Source organism: Type-E symbiont of Plautia stali, from assembly GCF_059731115.1.
The window spans coordinates 269,270-289,248 of record NZ_AP035906.1; the positions used below are offsets into that span (position 1 = coordinate 269,270).

Genomic DNA, 19,979 nt, shown 5'->3' on the forward strand with positions numbered 1-19,979 from the left:
TTTTTGCGCTACAGGGGAACGATGGCGTTTCGCACTGTTTGTCCATTGTTTCTCTTCAATATCTTTTTCTATCGACGACTTAATATATCGCTTTCCTGTGAGGGTTCCCTGCCTGCACAACGGCGATGAAATGATTTAAGAGTGATAGAAAGATGTATTGCATGGGGTGCACCGCATCGCATGAAAAACAAAATAGTGTTGCATGAACTGTCCCTTCAGGACGGACAGCGTGGTTCGACATGTCAGCTAGCTGAGGAACCCTATGGTTTACTCCTATACCGAGAAAAAACGTATTCGTAAGGATTTTGGTAAACGTCCACAAGTTCTGGACATACCTTATCTCCTTTCTATCCAGCTTGACTCGTTCCAGAAGTTTATCGAGCAAGATCCAGAAGGCCAATACGGTCTGGAAGCTGCCTTCCGCTCCGTATTCCCAATCTCAAGCTACAGCGGCAACTCTGAGTTGCAGTATGTCAGCTACCGTTTGGGCGAGCCGGTCTTTGACGTAACTGAATGTCAGATCCGTGGCGTGACCTATTCGGCACCGCTGCGCGTGAAACTGCGTCTGGTGATCTACGAGCGTGAAGCGCCGGAAGGCACCGTAAAAGACATCAAAGAACAAGAAGTGTACATGGGTGAAATTCCACTCATGACCGACAACGGTACCTTTGTTATCAACGGTACCGAGCGTGTTATTGTTTCTCAGCTGCATCGTAGTCCTGGCGTGTTCTTTGACAGCGATAAGGGTAAGACGCACTCGTCTGGTAAAGTGCTGTATAACGCACGTATCATCCCTTACCGCGGTTCATGGCTCGACTTCGAATTCGACCCGAAAGACAACCTCTTCGTCCGTATTGACCGTCGCCGTAAGCTGCCGGCCAGTATCATTCTGCGCGCGCTGCACTACACCACTGAACAAATCCTCGATCTGTTCTTTGATAAAGTGGTGTATGAAATCCGCGATAACAAACTGCAGATGGAACTGGTGCCTGAGCGCCTGCGTGGTGAAACCGCCAGCTTCGATATCGAAGCCAATGGCACGGTCTACGTTGAGAAAGGTCGTCGCATCACTGCGCGTCATATTCGTCAGCTGGAAAAAGACGGTATTCAGCACATTGAAGTGCCAGTCGAATATATCGCTGGCAAAGTGGTCGCTAAAGACTACGTCGATCTGAACACCGGTGAACTGATCGTTCCTGCGAACATGGAACTTTCACTGGATCTGCTGGCTAAACTGAGCCAGTCAGGCCACAAACGCATTGAAACGCTGTTCACCAACGACCTGGATCACGGCCCATACATTTCAGAGACCCTGCGTGTTGACCCAACCAACGATCGCCTGAGCGCGCTGGTTGAGATCTACCGTATGATGCGTCCTGGTGAGCCGCCAACGCGCGAAGCTGCAGAGAACCTGTTCGAGAACCTGTTCTTCTCAGAAGATCGTTACGATCTGTCTGCAGTTGGCCGTATGAAGTTCAACCGTTCACTGCTGCGTGATGAAATCGAAGGTTCAGGTATCCTGAGCAAAGACGACATCATCGAAGTGATGAAGAAACTGATCGGCATCCGTAACGGTATTGGCGAAGTCGATGATATCGACCACCTCGGCAACCGTCGTATCCGTTCAGTCGGTGAGATGGCTGAGAACCAGTTCCGTGTGGGTCTGGTGCGTGTTGAGCGTGCTGTTAAAGAGCGTCTGTCTCTGGGCGACCTCGATACCCTGATGCCTCAGGACATGATCAACGCCAAGCCTATTTCGGCGGCGGTGAAAGAGTTCTTCGGTTCAAGCCAGCTGTCCCAGTTTATGGATCAGAACAACCCGTTGTCTGAGATCACGCATAAGCGTCGTATCTCTGCCCTGGGCCCAGGCGGTCTGACGCGTGAGCGTGCAGGCTTCGAAGTGCGTGACGTACACCCAACCCACTACGGTCGTGTATGCCCAATCGAAACGCCAGAAGGTCCGAACATCGGTCTGATCAACTCCCTTTCTGTTTATGCGCAGACTAACGAATACGGCTTCCTTGAGACTCCGTATCGTCGCGTGGTAGATGGCAAAGTGAGTGATGAAATTCATTACCTCTCTGCAATCGAAGAGGGTAACTACGTTATCGCTCAGGCGAACACCAACCTTGCTGAAGACGGTAGCTTTGTTGACGATCTCGTCACTTGCCGTAGCAAAGGTGAATCAAGCCTGTTCAGTCGTGATCAAGTTGACTACATGGACGTTTCGACCCAACAGGTCGTTTCAGTCGGTGCGTCACTGATTCCATTCCTGGAGCACGATGATGCTAACCGCGCCTTGATGGGTGCGAACATGCAACGTCAGGCAGTACCAACTCTGCGCGCTGATAAGCCGCTGGTCGGTACGGGTATGGAACGCGCAGTAGCGGTTGACTCCGGTGTAACTGCCGTAGCGAAACGTGGCGGTTCCGTTCAGTACGTTGATGCTTCTCGTATCGTTATCAAAGTTAACGAAGATGAGATGTATCCGGGCGAAGCGGGTATCGACATCTACAACCTGACCAAGTACACCCGTTCTAACCAGAACACCTGCATCAACCAGATGCCATGTGTGTCCCTGGGTGAGCCAATCGAACGTGGCGACGTGCTGGCAGATGGCCCGTCTACCGATCTCGGTGAACTGGCGCTGGGTCAGAACATGCGCGTGGCGTTCATGCCATGGAACGGTTACAACTTCGAAGACTCCATCCTCGTTTCTGAGCGTGTTGTCCAGGAAGACCGTTTCACCACTATCCACATCCAGGAACTGGCGTGTGTGTCTCGTGACACTAAGCTGGGGCCAGAAGAGATCACCGCTGACATCCCGAACGTGGGTGAAGCTGCACTCTCCAAACTGGATGAATCCGGTATCGTGTATATCGGTGCGGAAGTGACCGGTGGTGACATTCTGGTCGGTAAAGTGACGCCAAAAGGCGAAACCCAGCTGACGCCAGAAGAGAAACTGCTGCGTGCGATCTTCGGTGAGAAAGCGTCTGACGTTAAAGACTCTTCTCTGCGTGTTCCTAACGGTGTTTCCGGTACGGTTATCGACGTTCAAGTCTTTACTCGCGATGGCGTAGAAAAAGACAAACGTGCGCTGGAAATCGAAGAGATGCAGCTGAAGCAGGCTAAGAAAGACCTGTCGGAAGAACTGCAGATCCTCGAAGCGGGCTTGTTCAGCCGTATTCAGGCTGTACTGATCTCGGGTGGTGTTGAAGCTGAGAAGCTGGACAAACTGCCACGTGAGCGCTGGTTGGAACTGGGCCTGACTGATGAAGAGAAGCAAAACTCTCTCGAGCAGCTGGCTGAGCAGTATGACGAGCTGAAGCACGAGTTTGAGAAGAAACTCGAAGCTAAACGCCGCAAAATCACTCAGGGCGATGACCTGGCACCAGGCGTGCTGAAAATCGTGAAAGTGTACCTGGCGGTTAAACGTCAGATCCAGCCTGGTGACAAGATGGCAGGTCGTCACGGTAACAAAGGTGTTATCTCTAAGATCAACCCGATCGAAGATATGCCTTACGATGAGAACGGCACGCCGGTCGATATCGTACTGAACCCGCTGGGCGTACCGTCACGTATGAACATCGGTCAGATCCTGGAAACCCACCTGGGTATGGCGGCTAAAGGCATTGGTGAGAAAATCAATGCGATGCTGAAGAAGCAGGAAGAAGTCGCCAAACTGCGTGAGTTCATCCAGCGTGCTTACGATCTGGGCACCGATGTGCGTCAGAAAGTCGATCTGAACACCTTCACTGACGACGAAGTTCTGCGTCTGGCTGAGAACCTGAAAAAAGGTATGCCAATCGCAACGCCAGTGTTTGATGGTGCGAAAGAGAGCGAGATCAAAGAGCTGCTGCAGCTCGGCGGCCTGCCTTCTTCCGGTCAGATCACTCTGTTCGACGGCCGTACCGGTGAGCAGTTTGAGCGTCAGGTAACCGTAGGTTACATGTACATGCTGAAACTGAACCACCTGGTCGACGACAAGATGCACGCCCGTTCAACTGGCTCGTACAGCCTTGTTACTCAGCAGCCGCTGGGTGGTAAAGCGCAGTTCGGTGGTCAGCGCTTCGGTGAGATGGAAGTGTGGGCACTGGAAGCATACGGTGCTGCTTATACCCTGCAGGAAATGCTGACCGTTAAGTCTGATGACGTGAATGGCCGTACGAAGATGTATAAAAACATCGTCGATGGCAACCATCAGATGGAACCGGGCATGCCGGAATCCTTCAACGTACTGTTGAAAGAGATCCGCTCGCTGGGTATCAACATCGAGCTGGAAGACGAGTAAGCACTCGTAAGTACTGGTTACGGGACGCGCACTTCGGTGTGCGTCCCTGAGAGTTCCACTCCGACGGGAGCTAATCCGTGAAAGACTTACTTAAGTTTCTGAAAGCGCAAACTAAGACCGAAGAGTTTGATGCGATCAAGATCGCTCTGGCTTCGCCAGACATGATCCGTTCATGGTCTTTTGGTGAAGTTAAAAAGCCAGAAACCATTAACTACCGTACCTTCAAGCCGGAGCGTGACGGTCTTTTCTGCGCCCGTATCTTTGGGCCGGTAAAAGATTACGAATGCCTGTGCGGTAAGTACAAGCGTTTAAAACATCGTGGCGTGATCTGTGAGAAGTGTGGCGTTGAAGTTACACAGACCAAGGTTCGTCGTGAGCGCATGGGCCACATTGAACTGGCTTCACCAACTGCGCACATTTGGTTCCTGAAATCACTGCCTTCGCGTATCGGCTTACTGCTGGATATGCCTCTGCGTGATATCGAGCGCGTACTGTACTTCGAATCTTATGTTGTGATCGAAGGCGGTATGACCAACCTGGAAAAACGTCAGATTCTGACCGAAGAGCAGTACCTTGATGCGCTGGAAGAGTTCGGTGACGAATTCGACGCGAAGATGGGTGCGGAAGCTATCCAGGCGCTGCTGAAAAATATGGATCTGGAGCAAGAGTGCGAGCAGCTGCGTGAAGAGCTGAACGAAACCAACTCCGAGACCAAACGTAAAAAGCTGACCAAGCGTATCAAGCTGCTGGAAGCGTTCGTACAGTCTGGTAACAAGCCAGAGTGGATGATCCTGACCGTTCTGCCGGTTCTGCCGCCAGATCTGCGTCCGCTGGTACCGCTGGATGGTGGTCGTTTCGCTACGTCGGATCTGAACGATCTGTATCGTCGCGTTATCAACCGTAACAACCGTCTGAAGCGTCTGCTGGATCTGGCTGCGCCAGATATCATCGTACGTAACGAAAAACGTATGCTGCAGGAAGCGGTAGATGCCTTGCTGGATAACGGCCGTCGCGGTCGTGCCATCACTGGCTCTAACAAACGTCCTCTGAAATCTTTGGCCGACATGATCAAAGGTAAGCAGGGTCGTTTCCGTCAGAACCTGTTGGGTAAACGTGTTGACTACTCTGGCCGTTCTGTAATCACCGTAGGTCCATACCTGCGTCTGCATCAGTGTGGTCTGCCGAAGAAAATGGCACTGGAGCTGTTCAAACCGTTCATCTACGGCAAGCTGGAGCTGCGTGGCCTCGCGACCACCATCAAAGCTGCTAAGAAGATGGTTGAGCGTGAAGAAGCTGTCGTTTGGGATATCCTGGACGAAGTTATCCGCGAACACCCAGTACTGCTGAACCGTGCACCAACCCTGCACCGTTTGGGTATCCAGGCATTCGAACCTGTTCTGATCGAAGGTAAAGCAATCCAGCTGCACCCGCTGGTTTGTGCGGCATATAACGCCGACTTCGATGGTGACCAGATGGCAGTTCACGTACCGCTGACGCTGGAAGCTCAGCTGGAAGCACGTGCGCTTATGATGTCTACCAACAACATCCTGTCACCTGCGAACGGCGAGCCAATCATCGTTCCTTCTCAGGACGTTGTACTGGGTCTGTACTACATGACCCGTGACAAAGTGAATGCGCGCGGCGAAGGCATGGTGCTGACTGGCCCGAAAGAAGCTGAGCGTGTTTATCGCGCTGGCCTGGCCGAGTTGCATGCTCGCGTTAAAGTGCGTATCACCGAGTACAGCAAAAACGAACAAGAAGAGTTCGTCGCGAAAACCAGCTTAATCGACACCACCATTGGTCGTGCGATTCTGTGGATGATCGTGCCGAAAGGTCTGCCTTACTCCATCGTCAACCAGGCGCTGGGTAAGAAAGCTATCTCTAAGATGCTGAACACCTGTTACCGCATCCTGGGCCTGAAGCCGACCGTTATCTTCGCTGACCAGACCATGTATACCGGCTTTGCTTACGCAGCCCGTTCAGGTGCCTCTGTAGGTATCGACGACATGGTGATCCCGGCTAAGAAAGCGGAAATCGTGGCAGAAGCAGAAGCGGAAGTTGCTGAGATTCAGGAACAGTTCCAGTCTGGTCTGGTTACTGCTGGCGAACGTTACAACAAAGTCATCGATATCTGGGCCGCAGCAAACGAACGCGTTTCCAAGGCGATGATGGACAACCTGCAAACCGAAACCGTGATCAACCGTCACGGCGAAGAAGAGCAGCAAGTCTCGTTCAACAGCATCTACATGATGGCCGACTCCGGTGCGCGTGGTTCTGCTGCACAGATTCGTCAGCTGGCCGGTATGCGTGGTCTGATGGCTAAGCCAGATGGCTCAATCATCGAAACGCCAATCACCGCGAACTTCCGCGAAGGTCTGAACGTACTCCAGTACTTCATCTCGACGCACGGTGCGCGTAAAGGTCTTGCGGATACCGCACTGAAAACCGCTAACTCCGGTTATCTGACGCGTCGTCTGGTAGACGTTGCACAGGATCTGGTGGTTACCGAAGACGACTGTGGTACTTTCGAAGGCATCATGATGACTCCGGTCATCGAAGGTGGCGACGTTAAAGAACCACTGCGTGAGCGTGTACTGGGTCGTGTGACTGCTGAAGACGTACTGAAGCCAGGTACTGCTGACATCCTGATCCCGCGTAATACGCTGATCGATGAGCACTGGTGTGATGTGATCGAACTGAACTCAGTTGATGCGATCAAAGTGCGTTCTGTTGTTGGTTGTGAAACCGACTTTGGTGTGTGTGCACACTGCTACGGTCGCGACCTGGCACGTGGTCACATCATCAACAAAGGTGAGGCCATCGGCGTTATCGCAGCACAGTCCATCGGTGAGCCGGGTACACAGCTGACGATGCGTACGTTCCACATCGGTGGTGCGGCATCTCGTGCGGCTGCTGAATCCAGCATCCAGGTGAAGAACAAAGGTACCATCAAGCTGACCAACGCGAAGTCTGTAACCAACTCCTCCGGGAAACTGGTTATCGTCTCTCGTAACGTTGAGCTGAAAATGATCGATGAATTCGGTCGTACCAAAGAGAGCTATAAAGTTCCTTACGGTGCGATGATGGCTAAAGGTGATGGTGAGCAGGTTGCAGCGGGCGAGACCGTAGCAAACTGGGATCCGCACACCATGCCTGTTATCACCGAAGTGGGCGGTTTCATTCGCTTCACTGACATGATCGATGGTCAGACGATTACTCGTCAGACTGATGACCTGACTGGTCTGTCATCGCTGGTGGTTCTGGATTCTGCGGAACGTACTGCGGGCGGTAAAGATCTGCGTCCTGCGCTGAAAATTGTTGATGCCAACGGAAATGATGTTCTGATTCCAGGTACCGACATGCCAGCTCAGTACTTCCTGCCGGGCAAAGCGATTGTTCAGCTGGAAGATGGCGTTAAGATCAGCGCGGGTGACACCCTGTCGCGTGTACCTCAGGAATCTGGCGGTACCAAGGACATCACCGGTGGTCTGCCACGCGTTGCTGACCTGTTCGAAGCGCGTCGTCCGAAAGAGCCAGCAATTCTGGCCGAGATCAGCGGTATTATCTCGTTCGGTAAAGAGACCAAAGGCAAGCGTCGTCTGGTCATTACACCGGTTGATGGTAGCGATCCGTACGAAGAGATGATTCCGAAATGGCGTCAGCTGAACGTATTCGAAGGTGAGCGTGTAGAACGTGGTGACGTTGTTTCTGACGGCCCAGAGTCTCCACACGACATCCTGCGTCTGCGTGGCGTCCATGCGGTTACACGTTACATCACTAACGAAGTGCAGGAAGTTTACCGTCTGCAAGGCGTTAAGATTAACGATAAACACATCGAAGTCATCGTGCGTCAGATGCTGCGTAAAGCAACCATCGCCAGCGCGGGCAGCACCGAGTTCCTGGAAGGTGAGCAGGCTGAATACTCTCGCATCAAGATCGCTAACCGCGACCTCGAAGCGAACGGCAAAATCGGCGCAACCTTTATGCGCGATCTGCTGGGTATCACCAAAGCGTCACTGGCTACCGAATCGTTCATCTCTGCAGCATCGTTCCAGGAGACCACGCGTGTCCTGACCGAAGCAGCAGTAGCAGGCAAGCGTGATGAACTGCGCGGCCTGAAAGAGAACGTGATCGTGGGTCGTCTGATCCCAGCCGGTACCGGTTATGCTTACCATCAGGATCGTATGCGTCGCCGTTCTGTAGGTGAAACACCGGTTGCACCGCAGGTTACTGCGGATGAAGCCTCTGCGAGCCTGGCTGAACTGCTGAACGCCGGTCTTGGCGGTAGCGACGACGAATAATCGTCTGCGAAAGCTGACCCATAAAAAACCCTGCCTCGGCAGGGTTTTTTTTCGTCTTTAATCAGCCCTTACGGCAGATATCGTGGCGGGTCAGGCCAATGTCGCGCAGTTGTGCATCGCTTAAGTGAGACAGAATTTTTTGTGTCTCACGGCGCGCGTGCCATCTCTTGATGGCGCGCCCTGCACCGCGAACCATGTCCAGTAACGTTACATCAAATGGTTTTGCTGCGCGGTTTTGATCGAATTCCATTATGAATGCCCTCATCAGTTGTCTGTGAGGTATTGTCCAGTTCTTTTGCATTTCAATACAGATTCAAAAATCACTTATTATTAACATACAGATTGCGCATGATAGGATCTGAATGGTAAAAAAAGGGATGATCTGTACTGATTTAGATTCAGTGAACTCGAGGGGAATCATACGATGACGCGTTACCAACATCTGGCTTGCTTGCTCTCGGACAGGATTGAGCAGGGACTCTACCGTAGCGGCGAGCGCTTACCCTCAGTGCGCACACTGAGTATTGAACACGGTGTGAGCATCAGTACCGTGCAGCAGGCGTATCACCTGCTAGAAGAGAAACAGCTTATTGTGCCGCAGCCGCGCTCTGGCTATTTCGTTGCGACGCGCAAAGCCACGCCTCCTGTTCCTGCGTTAACCCGCCCCGTACAACGCCCCGTCGAGATCACCCAGTGGGAATCGGTGCTGGAATTATTAAGCAGCCGCAACAGCGGTAACGTGCTGCAATTAGGTAGCGGCATGCCAGACCTTACCCAGCCGACATTGAAGCCATTATGGAAAATTCAGAGCCGAATGGCGCAGAAGCAGGATCTTGACCAGCTCAATTATGACAGTCTGTTAGGCGTTGCGGCCTTGCGTGAGCAGGTCGCACGCTTAACTATCGATAGCGGTTGTCAGCTCACCGCAGAGGATATTGTGATCACCACGGGCTGCCATGAAGCGCTGTCCGTGTCGATCCGTGCGGTGTGTGAACCGGGTGATATTATCGCCGTTGAATCTCCGACATTTCATGGCACGATGCAGACTCTGCGCGGGCTTGGTATCCGTGCCATTGAAATCCCTACCGATTCGGTGACGGGCATTAGCCTCGAAGCTCTGGAGTTGGCATTCGAGCAGTGGCCCATTAAAGCCGTGGTAGTAGTGCCAAATTGCAATAATCCACTCGGATTTATCATGCCCGAGGCGCGCAAGCGTGCGTTGCTGGCACTGGCACAGCGCTTTGATGCCGCGATTATTGAAGACGATGTCTACGGTGAATTGGCATGGGAGTATCCACGTCCCATTACCATTAAATCTTTGGATATGGATGGCAGGGTGTTGTTGTGTAGTTCATTCTCTAAGACGCTGGCTCCCGGGTTACGTGTTGGCTGGGTGGCACCTGGACGCTATCGCGATCGCGTCTTGCATATGAAATATATCGGCACGGGTTCAACAGCCACACAGCCGCAACATGCGGTGGCCGAATTTATTCGTCTTGGTCACTATGGGCCGCATTTACGCCGGATGCGCCAGGTTTATCAACGTAACTACGAGACTTTTAGCTGCTGGGTACGCCACTATTTCCCGTGCGGAATCTGTGTCTCGCGTCCGCAGGGCAGCTTCCTGATGTGGATTGAATTACCTGAAGCGTTTGATGCGGTTCGGCTAAACGGCGAATTGCGCACGTTGAACATTCAGGTCGCTGTCGGATCACTGTTTTCTGCCTCGGGAAAATATCGCAACTGCTTGCGCCTCAATTATGGTTTGCCCATCAATGAGCAAACTGAACAGGCCATCGCCCAGCTTGGCGCTGCGGTGGAGCAGGCCATGCACGCCTGTCATATCGAAACGGAACAGGCTCCTTCCCTGACTGATTAGAGTAGAAAGGCAGGGCTGGAGAGAGAGGTAGACCAGCCCTGGCCCACTGCCAGCGACAGCGGGCAGGCACACTTTATCCTGAACGGAAATTCACGCCAGCCCGCAAAAAGCCGGCTGCGCGTGAGCTTCCAGCCAATCCACCAAGTTTGCATGACGTTACAGCGCTTCTGCAGGCTGGGTTCCAGCTTCAACCAGTGCCAGCAGCTCCTGTGTCGCCTGACGCCAGTCTCCCGCCTGAGTAATGGCGCTCACCACGGCAACGCTTCCAACGCCAGTGGCCAAAACTTCAGGTACGCGCGCAAGGGATATACCGCCAATCGCCACAGTCGGTATATCCTGCAACCGTGCCATGTGGCGTTTCAGTTCTATAACACCCTGTGGTTCGGAAGGCATATCTTTGGTTTGCGTAGGGTAAATGTGTCCCAGTGCAATGTAGGAAGGACGCAGCGCCAGCGCGCGGTCCAACTCGGCATCATCATGAGTCGATAACCCAAGACGCAAACCTGCCTGGCGGATAGCGTCCAGATTAGCCACGTCCAAATCTTCCTGACCAAGATGCACGCCATAGGCGTTATATTTAATCGCTAATCGCCAGTAATCGTTGATAAACAGGCGTGCACGATACTGCTTGCCCAGCGCAATTGCCTCGCGCACTGCGTCTTCTACTTCATGATCCTGGCAATCTTTGATGCGCAACTGGATGGTGCGAACGCCAGCCTCCAGTAAGCGTGCAATCCACTCTACGCTATCAACAACAGGGTACAGCCCCAGTTTCGGGGCCGTGGCTGGAAAGGCATCGGTCATACTTTTTCCTCTTTAAGGGCATCGGCGGCGTGATAAAGCTCGCCACCACGGCTGCGGAAGGCATCCGACATCTGCGCCATGCCAATTTCAATGGGCTGGGCTTCTGCCTGCTGGCGAGCAGCATATTCGCGCACTTCCTGGGTAATTTTCATCGAACAGAATTTTGGACCGCACATTGAGCAGAAGTGAGCCACTTTGCCCGATTCCTGCGGCAATGTCTCATCGTGATAAGCGCGTGCCGTATGCGGATCGAGCGCCAGATTGAACTGATCCTCCCAACGGAATTCAAAGCGTGCTTTCGACATGGCGTTATCACGGATCTGAGCGCCGGGATGGCCCTTAGCCAGATCGGCTGCATGCGCGGCGATCTTGTAGGTAATCAGCCCCTGCTTAACATCTTCTTTATTCGGCAAACCGAGGTGCTCTTTCGGTGTGACGTAGCACAGCATGGCGCAGCCAAACCAACCAATCATCGCGGCACCAATGCCGGAGGTAAAATGATCGTACCCGGGGGCGATATCGGTGGTCAGTGGGCCAAGCGTGTAAAACGGCGCTTCGTGACAGTGCTCTAACTGTTCGGTCATGTTGCGGCGGATCATCTGCATTGGCACATGGCCTGGACCTTCAATCATTACCTGCACATCGTATTCCCAGGCGATCTTGGTCAACTCACCTAAGGTATGCAACTCGGCAAACTGGGCTTCATCGTTGGCGTCCTGAATCGATCCCGGACGCAGGCCATCACCGAGTGAGAGCGCGACATCATAGGCGGCGCAGATTTCACAGATCTCGCGGAAATGCAGATAGAGGAAACTCTCTTGATGATGTGACAGGCACCATTTCGCCATGATCGAACCACCACGCGAGACAATACCGGTCAGACGATTAGCCGTCATCGGCACATAGCGCAGCAGCACACCAGCGTGAATAGTGAAGTAATCCACCCCCTGTTCTGCTTGCTCGAGCAGGGTATCGCGGAAAATCTCCCAGTTAAGGTCTTCCGCCACGCCATTCACTTTCTCCAGTGACTGATAAATGGGCACAGTACCAATCGGCACCGGGCTGTTTCGCAAAATCCACTCGCGCGTTTCATGGATATAGCGGCCTGTGGAGAGGTCCATCACGGTATCCGCCCCCCAGCGTGTTGACCACACCAGTTTCTCCACTTCCTCTTCGATCGATGAGCTCACCGCTGAGTTGCCTATATTGGCGTTCACCTTCACCAGAAAGTTACGGCCAATGATCATCGGCTCGGATTCGGGGTGATTAATATTGGAGGGTATGATAGCGCGGCCGCTGGCAACTTCCTGGCGCACAAATTCGGCGGTGATGTTTTCCGGCAGATTGGCACCAAAACTGTGGCCCGGGTGCTGTTGCAGTAGCACTTCACCACGAATACGTTCGCGGCCCATGTTTTCTCGCACCGCAATAAATTCCATCTCGGGTGTAATCATGCCCTGACGTGCGTAATGCAGCTGTGTGACGCAGCGGCCAGCTTTGGCACGACGCGGCTGCGGTAACTGCTCGAAGCGCAGGTGATCCAGCCCTTCATCGGCTAAGCGTTGCTGAGTGTATTGCGAACTCAACTGGTGGATCGCTTCGCTGTCATCGCGTTCAGCGATCCAGTTTTCACGCAATCGGTCTAATCCCCGATGCACATCAATGGTGGCCGCGGGGTCGCCATAAGCACCTGCCGTGTCATATACCGGCACTGGTTCGTTGTGCTCATACTGTGGATTCTCTTTTGTGCCCCCGATGTGTGTAGGGCTAAGCTGGATTTCGCGCATCGGCACACGGATATCCGCTCGGCTGCCGGTAATCCAGATACGTTTTGAATTGGGGAAAGCGGTGCCTTGCAGCGAATCGATAAATTCCTGCGCTTGTGCACGTTGTTCACGACGAGAAGTTTTAGCAACAGACATAGCAAATTTCCTGAATTAAGGGGAAGTTGCTTGTCCAGAGTTCGGAAGGAGTAACAGGGACGATGCCGGGCGCCAACACGCATCGCTCTGTGAATGTCTACTCTTGTTCCCTTCGCAGGTACTAACCTGATCAGGTTCCGCGGATCCCGAATAAACGGTCTCAGCCCCTTAGGGCACTCCGACAAGGTTGAATTTTACGATATAAGCTACTTTGCTTGCCATTTCACGTTTGGGCAGTGCTCGTGTCCGTCACGTACTACGTGTACGCTCCGGCCACTGCGCGCTGTCCGAGCGTGAACTGGCTGCGCACGCTACGCTTATATCGCAAAATTTGACTCTAGATTGCTTTAAAGAGACGCATAAAAACGTGAATAGGCCTCAATAAAAAAGCCCATTCAGCATAAGAGGGCTTTTTCGGAATAACAAGTTTTTTACATGGGGCCGAAGTTAAGCGGGGCGAGCCATGCTGCTTTCATTGGCGACCGGTGGGCGCGCCAGCTGGTTATCCCAGGCGAGTTGCACCAGCTTATCTTCCAGCGTGAAGCGTGACTCCAGCACTTCACCCACTTCGGATAACGCCTTCTGGAATTCTACGCAGTTATCGTCGTTGATGGCCTGCTGCAGATGGCTGTCATACAGTTGCATCATGCGATCGGTATTCGCTTCCAGAGCGGGATAGAGTTGGGCTGCCGCAATGAGTGGGCTATCGCCTTCCATCTCACTGATAATGCGTTCATAAATACTGAAATGACCGGTTGAGAGGTAATCTACCAGGCCGTGACAAAACGCATCCAGCGCCTGTTCATCCAGGGCACTGAGCGCCTCTTTGTTTGGCTTGATGCCAATTAATGCGTAATAGCTGACAAGCAACTGTCGGCGCGCGCGCAGCCACGCATCAACAAGTTCATTACCGCCACTTACACGCCTGGCCAGGTCATCTAACTGGGTAAGCATATGGGGCTCCGGGTGAGTTATAGTTATCCATTCCACACTTAACATCAGGATTTCAGCGTGCCATTTGACGCTAAGGACAACGAATAAGATGCAACGTGAGATCTCAAGCGTAGACGCTGGCTGGTGGATTGTCAGCCATGAACAAAAACTTTGGTTACCGCAAGGTGAACTGCCGCATGGCTTATCCGGCGATTTTGGCCTGACTGGAAAAACCGCGATTTTGATTGGCGAATGGCAGGCGGAGAATGTCTGGCTGATACGTGAATCACGACCTGACAATATGGGCTCTGTTCGCCAGCTTATCGACGAAGATGTTGGGCTTTTTCAGATGGTTGGGCGTGGAGTTCAACTCGCCGAATTCTACCGCTCACACCGCTGGTGTGGCTACTGCGGCCACGAAATGCACCTCAGTAAGCGCGAGTTTGCCTGTCTGTGTCACCACTGTCGCGAACGCTATTACCCGCAAATCGCGCCGTGCATTATCGTGGCGATTCGCCGGGGGGAGGAGATTCTGCTGGCCAACCATGCGCGTCATCGCAACAGCATTTACACAGTATTAGCTGGCTTTGTTGAGGTCGGGGAGACGCTGGAGCAGGCCGTCGCGCGTGAAGTGATGGAAGAGAGCAACGTCCGGGTTAAAAATGTCCGCTACGTCACCTCGCAGCCCTGGCCGTTCCCGCATTCATTAATGATGGCGTTTATGGCCGAATATGAGGGCGGTGAGTTGCAGCATGATGGCAAAGAGTTGCTGGATGCCGGCTGGTATCGCTATGACGATTTGCCCTTGTTACCGCCACCGGGCACGGTGGCACGGCGGTTGATTGAAGATACCGTTGCCCTGTGTCGCGCCAGCGCGCCGTGAAAATGCTACACTGGCGGCCTTAGCATGAGAGAGCCCATTATGAGTGAACTGAAGAACGATCGTTATCTGCGTGCCCTGTTACGTCAGCCGGTGGATGTCACCCCTGTATGGATGATGCGACAAGCCGGGCGTTATTTGCCGGAGTACAAAGCCACGCGTGCTGAAGCCGGTGATTTTATGTCGCTGTGTAAGAATGCGGAGCTGGCGTGCGAAGTCACCCTGCAGCCGCTGCGTCGTTATGCGCTGGATGCCGCGATCCTCTTCAGCGATATCCTGACGATTCCTGATGCGATGGGGCTGGGGCTCTATTTCGAAACGGGCGAAGGTCCGCGCTTCTCAAATCCTATTACCTGCCGTGCAGATGTAGACAAACTGCCGATTCCGGATCCTGAAGATGAGCTGGGTTATGTGATGAATGCGGTGCGTACCATTCGCCATAACCTGAAAGGCGAAGTGCCTTTGATCGGCTTCTCCGGCAGCCCGTGGACGTTGGCAACCTACATGGTTGAAGGCGGCAGCAGCAAAGCGTTCACCAAAATTAAAAAGATGATGTATGCCGAGCCGCAAACCCTGCACAAGCTGCTGGATAAGCTGGCTGACAGTGTCATCCATTACCTGAACGCCCAGATCAAAGCCGGTGCACAGTCGATTATGGTCTTCGACACCTGGGGCGGCGTGCTGACCGGCCGCGATTACCGTGAGTTTTCACTCTACTATATGCACAAAATCGTCGATAGCGTGCTGCACGAGAACGAAGGTCGCCGTGTGCCGATTACGCTGTTCACCAAAGGTGGTGGTCAGTGGCTGGAAGCTATCGCAGCGACCGGATGTGATGCGCTGGGACTGGACTGGAGCACCGATATTGCCGATGCGCGTCGTCGCGTGGGTGACAAAGTTGCGTTGCAGGGCAACATGGATCCTTCCATGCTGTATGCGCCTCCGGCACGTATCGAGCAGGAAGTGGCCACTATCCTTGAAGGCTTTGGCACGGGAGAAGGGCATGTCTTCAACCTGGGTCATGGCATTCATCAGGATGTGCCGCCAGAGCACGCCGGTGCCTTCGTGGAAGCCGTGCATCGACTGTCACGCCCATACCATCAGGGCTAAGCATGGATTTAGCCGCGCTGCGGGCTGAACAGTTACAACGTGCTGCTAACGTGGTGCGGCAGGATGATTTCGACGTCCTGCCGCCTCGTTTTATCGCCGGTGCGGACGTCGGTTTCGAGCAGGAAGGTGCCGTCACGCGTGCGGCACTGGTGGTATTAGAATATCCCTCATTGCAACTCGTGGAGCACCGTATAGCACGCATCGCGACCACCATGCCTTACATCCCGGGTTTCTTATCGTTTCGTGAAGTCCCCGCACTGCTTGCAGCCTGGCAGCAGCTCACACACCAACCCGATCTTTTATTTGTTGATGGTCATGGTATTGCCCATCCCCGTCGCCTAGGCGTGGCTGCGCATTTTGGCTCGCTGGTGGATGTTCCAACCATTGGCGTGGCGAAAAAACGGCTCTGCGGGCGTTTTACCGAATTGGATGCTGAACCGGGGAGCCGCCAGCCACTGATGGATAAAGGCGAACAAATTGGCTGGGTGTGGCGCAGTAAAGCGCGCTGCAACCCTTTGTTCGTCTCAACCGGGCATCGTGTCAGTATGGACAGCGCACTGAATTGGGTGGAGAAATGTACCGCGGGCTATCGTTTGCCCGAGCCTACACGCTGGGCCGATGCGGTTGCTTCAGGGCGTCCTGCGTTTCTGCGTTGGCAAAATGCGCGTTAACGCTGTTTGCGCGCGGCTTTTGCGGTACACTGCCGCCAGCTAACCTATTGAGAGTAAGTTTGATGTTACAGAACCCCGTCCATTTGCGTCTGGCGAAGCTGGAAAGCTGGCAACATATGACCTTTATGGCCTGTCTGTGCGAGCGGATGTTCCCCAATTATTGGGCCTTCTGTCAGCAGACTGAATTCGCCGATCCGCAACTCTATCGTCGCATCCTTGACCTTGTCTGGGAGAGCCTGACGGTTAAAGACGCCAAAATTAACTTCGATAGCCAACTGGAGAAGCTGGAGTCTGCGATTCCGAATGGCGATGATTTTGATATCTATGGTGTCCACCCAGCGATCGATGCCTGTGTTGCGTTGAGCGAAGTTGTGCATGCACAACTCAGCGGCGAAACTCTGGAGCACGCAATCGAAGTCAGTCGCACCTCGATCACCACCGTCGCTATCCTTGAAATGACGCAGGCCGGTCGTGAAATGACCGATGAAGAGCTGCGCGAAAATCAGGCGGTGATTGATGAATGGGATCTGCAGTGGGAGATTTTCCGTCTGCTGGCAGACTGCGAAGAACGCGACCTTGAGCTGATTAAGGGGTTACGTTCTGACCTGCGCGAAGCGGGAATCAGTAACATCGGTATACTTTTTCAGCAATAAGGCGATAAAACGTGACTTCAGGCCTGAATTACCGCGCCTGGAGGCTTCACATCAGCCCCCTGTCTGGTCTACATTTGGGGGGCTGAAAATTGTGGCTATCTTTGCGTGCAGGTTGAAGAGTGCCAGAATATGGCTTTTCCCTCGCACTCGTTGCTTAGCAAGCGATAAATACACTTTAAGGATAACTTATGAACAAGACTCAACTGATTGATGTGATCGCAGAGAAAGCTGACCTGTCAAAAACCCAGGCTAAAGCTGCGCTGGAATCTACCCTGGCTGCGATCACTGAGTCTCTGAAAGAAGGTGATGCTGTACAACTGGTTGGTTTTGGTACTTTTAAAGTGAACCACCGCGCTGAGCGTACCGGTCGCAACCCACAGACTGGTAAAGAGATCAAAATCGCGGCAGCTAACGTGCCAGCGTTCGTCTCTGGTAAAGCTCTGAAAGACGCTGTTAAGTAAGTTTTCCGCATCGCGGTTTAAGCTTTAAAAGAGGGGCGACACGCCCCTTTTTGTTATTGGGGCCTGTCATGCTGAACACGATTACTCAGCGCGTCTGCGCCCTGTTACTCGGTGCGCTGCTCGCGGGCTGTAGTTCCACCTCTGATCTCCCTGCCTTTACGGCAAGTGGCTATCTGGCCGATCGTGGCACTGTGCGCATCTGGCGCAAGAACAGTGACCATCAGACTGTCCATCTTCGCACTGTTTATACCCCTTTCAATGGCGATGCCATGGAAACCACTGACTACAACTGGCAACAGAACCACCTGATCAGCGTTGAGCGCATTGTGGCGGGTGAGCAACCCGATGACGTGACGCTGCGTTTTGACCATCTGGGCAATCTTAATTTTATGCAGCGTCAGCTGGCCGGCCGTCGTGAAGCGGTAAGTGGTGATACGGTTGAGCTCTATCGTTTCGACGCGCAACGTATGCTGGAGCAAAGTAATGCGTTGCTGAGTGGCCGTGTATTACTGAAGCAGGGGCATTGGCTGGGCGCTACGCAGGTGCGCGATTGTGATGGCAAAGTGGTGAATGCACCCTTTGATAGCGGAATCATTGCCACGCTATCTCAGCAGCAGCAAAACCAGCCACAGTCGTTGATGGTGTCATGGTTGGAGGCACCTGAAGGCGTGCAGTTGTTGCGGGCGACGCCAGAGGATGAGTGTAGCTGGCAGCCGAAAGAGAGTGATTTCTGAGTTGGGAAAAAACAAGGGGCGCTGAGCGCGCCCCTTGATGATTACTTGCGATTAATCGCGCGGTAACCAATATCTTTACGGCAGAAGCTGCCTTCCCAGGAAATATGTTTCGCCAGCGCATAGGCATTCTTCTGCGCGGCAGCCACATCTTCGCCCAGGGCAGTGACGCACAGCACGCGTCCACCGTTGGTGACCACCACATCATCTTTCATCGTGGTGCCCGCGTGGAACACTTTACCGTCCGGCACTTCTTCCAGCGGCAGACCGTGGATTTGATCACCGGTGTTGTAATCCGCGGGATAGCCGCCAGCCGCCAGCACGACACCCAGCGATGGACGTGGATCCCACTGCGAGGTCTGCTTATCGAGTTTGCCATCCACTGCGGCCAGGCACAGCTCAACCAGATCTGACTGCAGACGCAGCATGATCGGCTGGGTTTCTGGATCGCCAAAGCGGCAGTTGAACTCGATCACTTTCGGCTGACCGGCTTTATCGATCATCAGGCCGGCATATAGGAAGCCGGTATAGGTGTTGCCTTCCGCTTTCATGCCGTTAACGGTTGGCCAGATAATCTGGTCCATCACACGCTGGTGGATCTCATCGGTGACAACCGGGGCAGGCGAGTAAGCGCCCATGCCTCCGGTATTCGGGCCGGTATCACCATCGCCTACACGTTTATGATCCTGGCTGGTGGCCATGGGTAACACGTTGTCGCCATCCACCATCACGATAAAGCTGGCTTCTTCGCCGTCGAGGAACTCTTCAATGACGATACGATGGCCTGCATCGCCGAAAGCGTTACCTGCCAGCATGTCCTGCACTGCAGCTTCCGCTTCAGCCAGTTCCATCGCGACGATAACCCCTTTACCGGCTGCCAGACCATCCGCTTTAATCACGATCGGTGCGCCTTTCTCACGCAGGTAAGCCAGCGCTGGCTCAACTTCCGTAAAGTTCTGGTATTCAGCGGTAGGGATCTGCTGGCGTGCCAGGAAATCTTTGGTGAAGGCTTTTGATCCTTCCAGCTGTGCAGCCGCCTGCGTTGGGCCAAAGATTTTCTGACCTGCTGCACGGAACGCATCGACCACGCCAATCACCAGCGGCGCTTCTGGGCCTACGATGGTCAGATCGATCTTCTCTTTCTGAGCAAAGGCTAATAGTGCAGGAACGTCAGTGGCGCTGATCGCCACGTTCTGCAGTGCAGGTTCCAGTGCGGTACCCGCGTTGCCCGGTGCAACAAAGACCGTTTCGGCCAGCGGTGACTGTGCTGCTTTCCATGCCAACGCGTGTTCACGTCCACCATTACCAATCACTAAAATTTTCATCTATACAGCTCCAGGCTA

Annotated in this window: 14 protein-coding genes and 1 riboswitch; of the genes, 9 read left to right on the forward strand and 5 right to left on the reverse strand. The window is 53.5% G+C overall.

Features of this window, described 5'->3' with window-relative positions; genetic code table 11:
* Nucleotides 1–262 precede the first annotated feature (262 nt).
* Nucleotides 263–4,291, forward strand: a complete 4,029-nt coding sequence (gene rpoB, locus AC6I8L_RS01230; RefSeq protein ID WP_034828907.1) for a DNA-directed RNA polymerase subunit beta — start codon at nucleotides 263–265, stop codon at nucleotides 4,289–4,291.
* Between the two features lie 77 nt (nucleotides 4,292–4,368).
* Nucleotides 4,369–8,592, forward strand: a complete 4,224-nt coding sequence (gene rpoC, locus AC6I8L_RS01235; protein WP_058962190.1) for a DNA-directed RNA polymerase subunit beta' — start codon at nucleotides 4,369–4,371, stop codon at nucleotides 8,590–8,592.
* A 61-nt stretch (nucleotides 8,593–8,653) separates the two neighbouring features.
* On the opposite strand, the gene AC6I8L_RS01240 is transcribed toward rpoC, so the two are convergent.
* The gene (locus tag AC6I8L_RS01240; protein ID WP_058962189.1) at nucleotides 8,654–8,842 is read right to left on the reverse strand and encodes a DUF1127 domain-containing protein; all 189 of its coding nucleotides are present in this window, start codon (nucleotides 8,840–8,842) and stop codon (nucleotides 8,654–8,656) included.
* Between the two features lie 174 nt (nucleotides 8,843–9,016).
* Between AC6I8L_RS01240 and AC6I8L_RS01245 the strand changes: the two genes are divergently transcribed.
* Nucleotides 9,017–10,471 carry an aminotransferase-like domain-containing protein gene (locus tag AC6I8L_RS01245; RefSeq protein WP_058962188.1) on the forward strand — a complete coding sequence of 485 codons (1,455 nt, stop codon included), beginning with the start codon at nucleotides 9,017–9,019 and terminating at the stop codon, nucleotides 10,469–10,471.
* Nucleotides 10,472–10,627: 156 nt separating this feature from the next.
* Here AC6I8L_RS01245 and thiE read toward each other — a convergent pair whose 3' ends face one another.
* The 3 genes from thiE to AC6I8L_RS01260 form a co-directional block, all read right to left on the reverse strand.
* Nucleotides 10,628–11,275 carry a thiamine phosphate synthase gene (gene thiE, locus AC6I8L_RS01250; protein WP_058962187.1) on the reverse strand — a complete coding sequence of 216 codons (648 nt, stop codon included), beginning with the start codon at nucleotides 11,273–11,275 and terminating at the stop codon, nucleotides 10,628–10,630.
* Nucleotides 11,272–13,197: a phosphomethylpyrimidine synthase ThiC gene (gene thiC, locus AC6I8L_RS01255; RefSeq protein ID WP_058962186.1), complete on the reverse strand. Its 1,926-nt coding sequence runs from the start codon at nucleotides 13,195–13,197 to the stop codon at nucleotides 11,272–11,274. The genes thiE and thiC overlap by 4 nt, the downstream gene beginning before the upstream one ends.
* A 90-nt stretch (nucleotides 13,198–13,287) precedes the next feature.
* A riboswitch (TPP riboswitch) is annotated at nucleotides 13,288–13,388 on the reverse strand.
* Between the two features lie 256 nt (nucleotides 13,389–13,644).
* Nucleotides 13,645–14,151, reverse strand: coding sequence for an Rsd/AlgQ family anti-sigma factor (locus AC6I8L_RS01260; RefSeq protein WP_058962185.1), 507 nt, complete (start codon nucleotides 14,149–14,151; stop codon nucleotides 13,645–13,647).
* A gap of 88 nt (nucleotides 14,152–14,239) precedes the next feature.
* Here AC6I8L_RS01260 and nudC point away from each other — a divergent pair, with 88 nt between their 5' ends.
* The 6 genes from nudC (at nucleotide 14,240) to AC6I8L_RS01290 (ending at nucleotide 18,639) form a co-directional block, all read left to right on the forward strand.
* Entirely contained in the window at nucleotides 14,240–15,013 is a 774-nt protein-coding gene (gene nudC, locus AC6I8L_RS01265) for an NAD(+) diphosphatase (RefSeq protein ID WP_058962184.1), read from the forward strand.
* A gap of 39 nt (nucleotides 15,014–15,052) precedes the next feature.
* The gene (gene hemE, locus AC6I8L_RS01270; protein WP_097119774.1) at nucleotides 15,053–16,120 is read left to right on the forward strand and encodes a uroporphyrinogen decarboxylase; all 1,068 of its coding nucleotides are present in this window, start codon (nucleotides 15,053–15,055) and stop codon (nucleotides 16,118–16,120) included.
* A 2-nt stretch (nucleotides 16,121–16,122) separates the two neighbouring features.
* On the forward strand, nucleotides 16,123–16,791 hold the full coding sequence (gene nfi / locus AC6I8L_RS01275; protein WP_058962183.1) for a deoxyribonuclease V: 669 nt from the start codon (nucleotides 16,123–16,125) through the stop codon (nucleotides 16,789–16,791).
* A 62-nt stretch (nucleotides 16,792–16,853) separates the two neighbouring features.
* The gene (locus tag AC6I8L_RS01280) at nucleotides 16,854–17,444 is read left to right on the forward strand and encodes a YjaG family protein (RefSeq protein WP_034828920.1); all 591 of its coding nucleotides are present in this window, start codon (nucleotides 16,854–16,856) and stop codon (nucleotides 17,442–17,444) included.
* 188 nt (nucleotides 17,445–17,632) lie between these two features.
* Nucleotides 17,633–17,905, forward strand: coding sequence for a nucleoid-associated protein HU-alpha (hupA, locus tag AC6I8L_RS01285; protein WP_006121511.1), 273 nt, complete (start codon nucleotides 17,633–17,635; stop codon nucleotides 17,903–17,905).
* 68 nt (nucleotides 17,906–17,973) lie between these two features.
* Nucleotides 17,974–18,639 (forward strand): DUF1481 domain-containing protein, encoded by a 666-nt coding sequence (locus AC6I8L_RS01290; protein WP_058962182.1) that lies wholly within the window; start codon nucleotides 17,974–17,976, stop codon nucleotides 18,637–18,639.
* Between the two features lie 41 nt (nucleotides 18,640–18,680).
* Here AC6I8L_RS01290 and purD read toward each other — a convergent pair whose 3' ends face one another.
* A complete protein-coding gene (gene purD, locus AC6I8L_RS01295) occupies nucleotides 18,681–19,961 on the reverse strand; it encodes a phosphoribosylamine--glycine ligase (protein ID WP_058962181.1) in 1,281 nt (426 codons plus the stop codon).
* Between the last annotated feature and the right edge of the window lie 18 nt (nucleotides 19,962–19,979).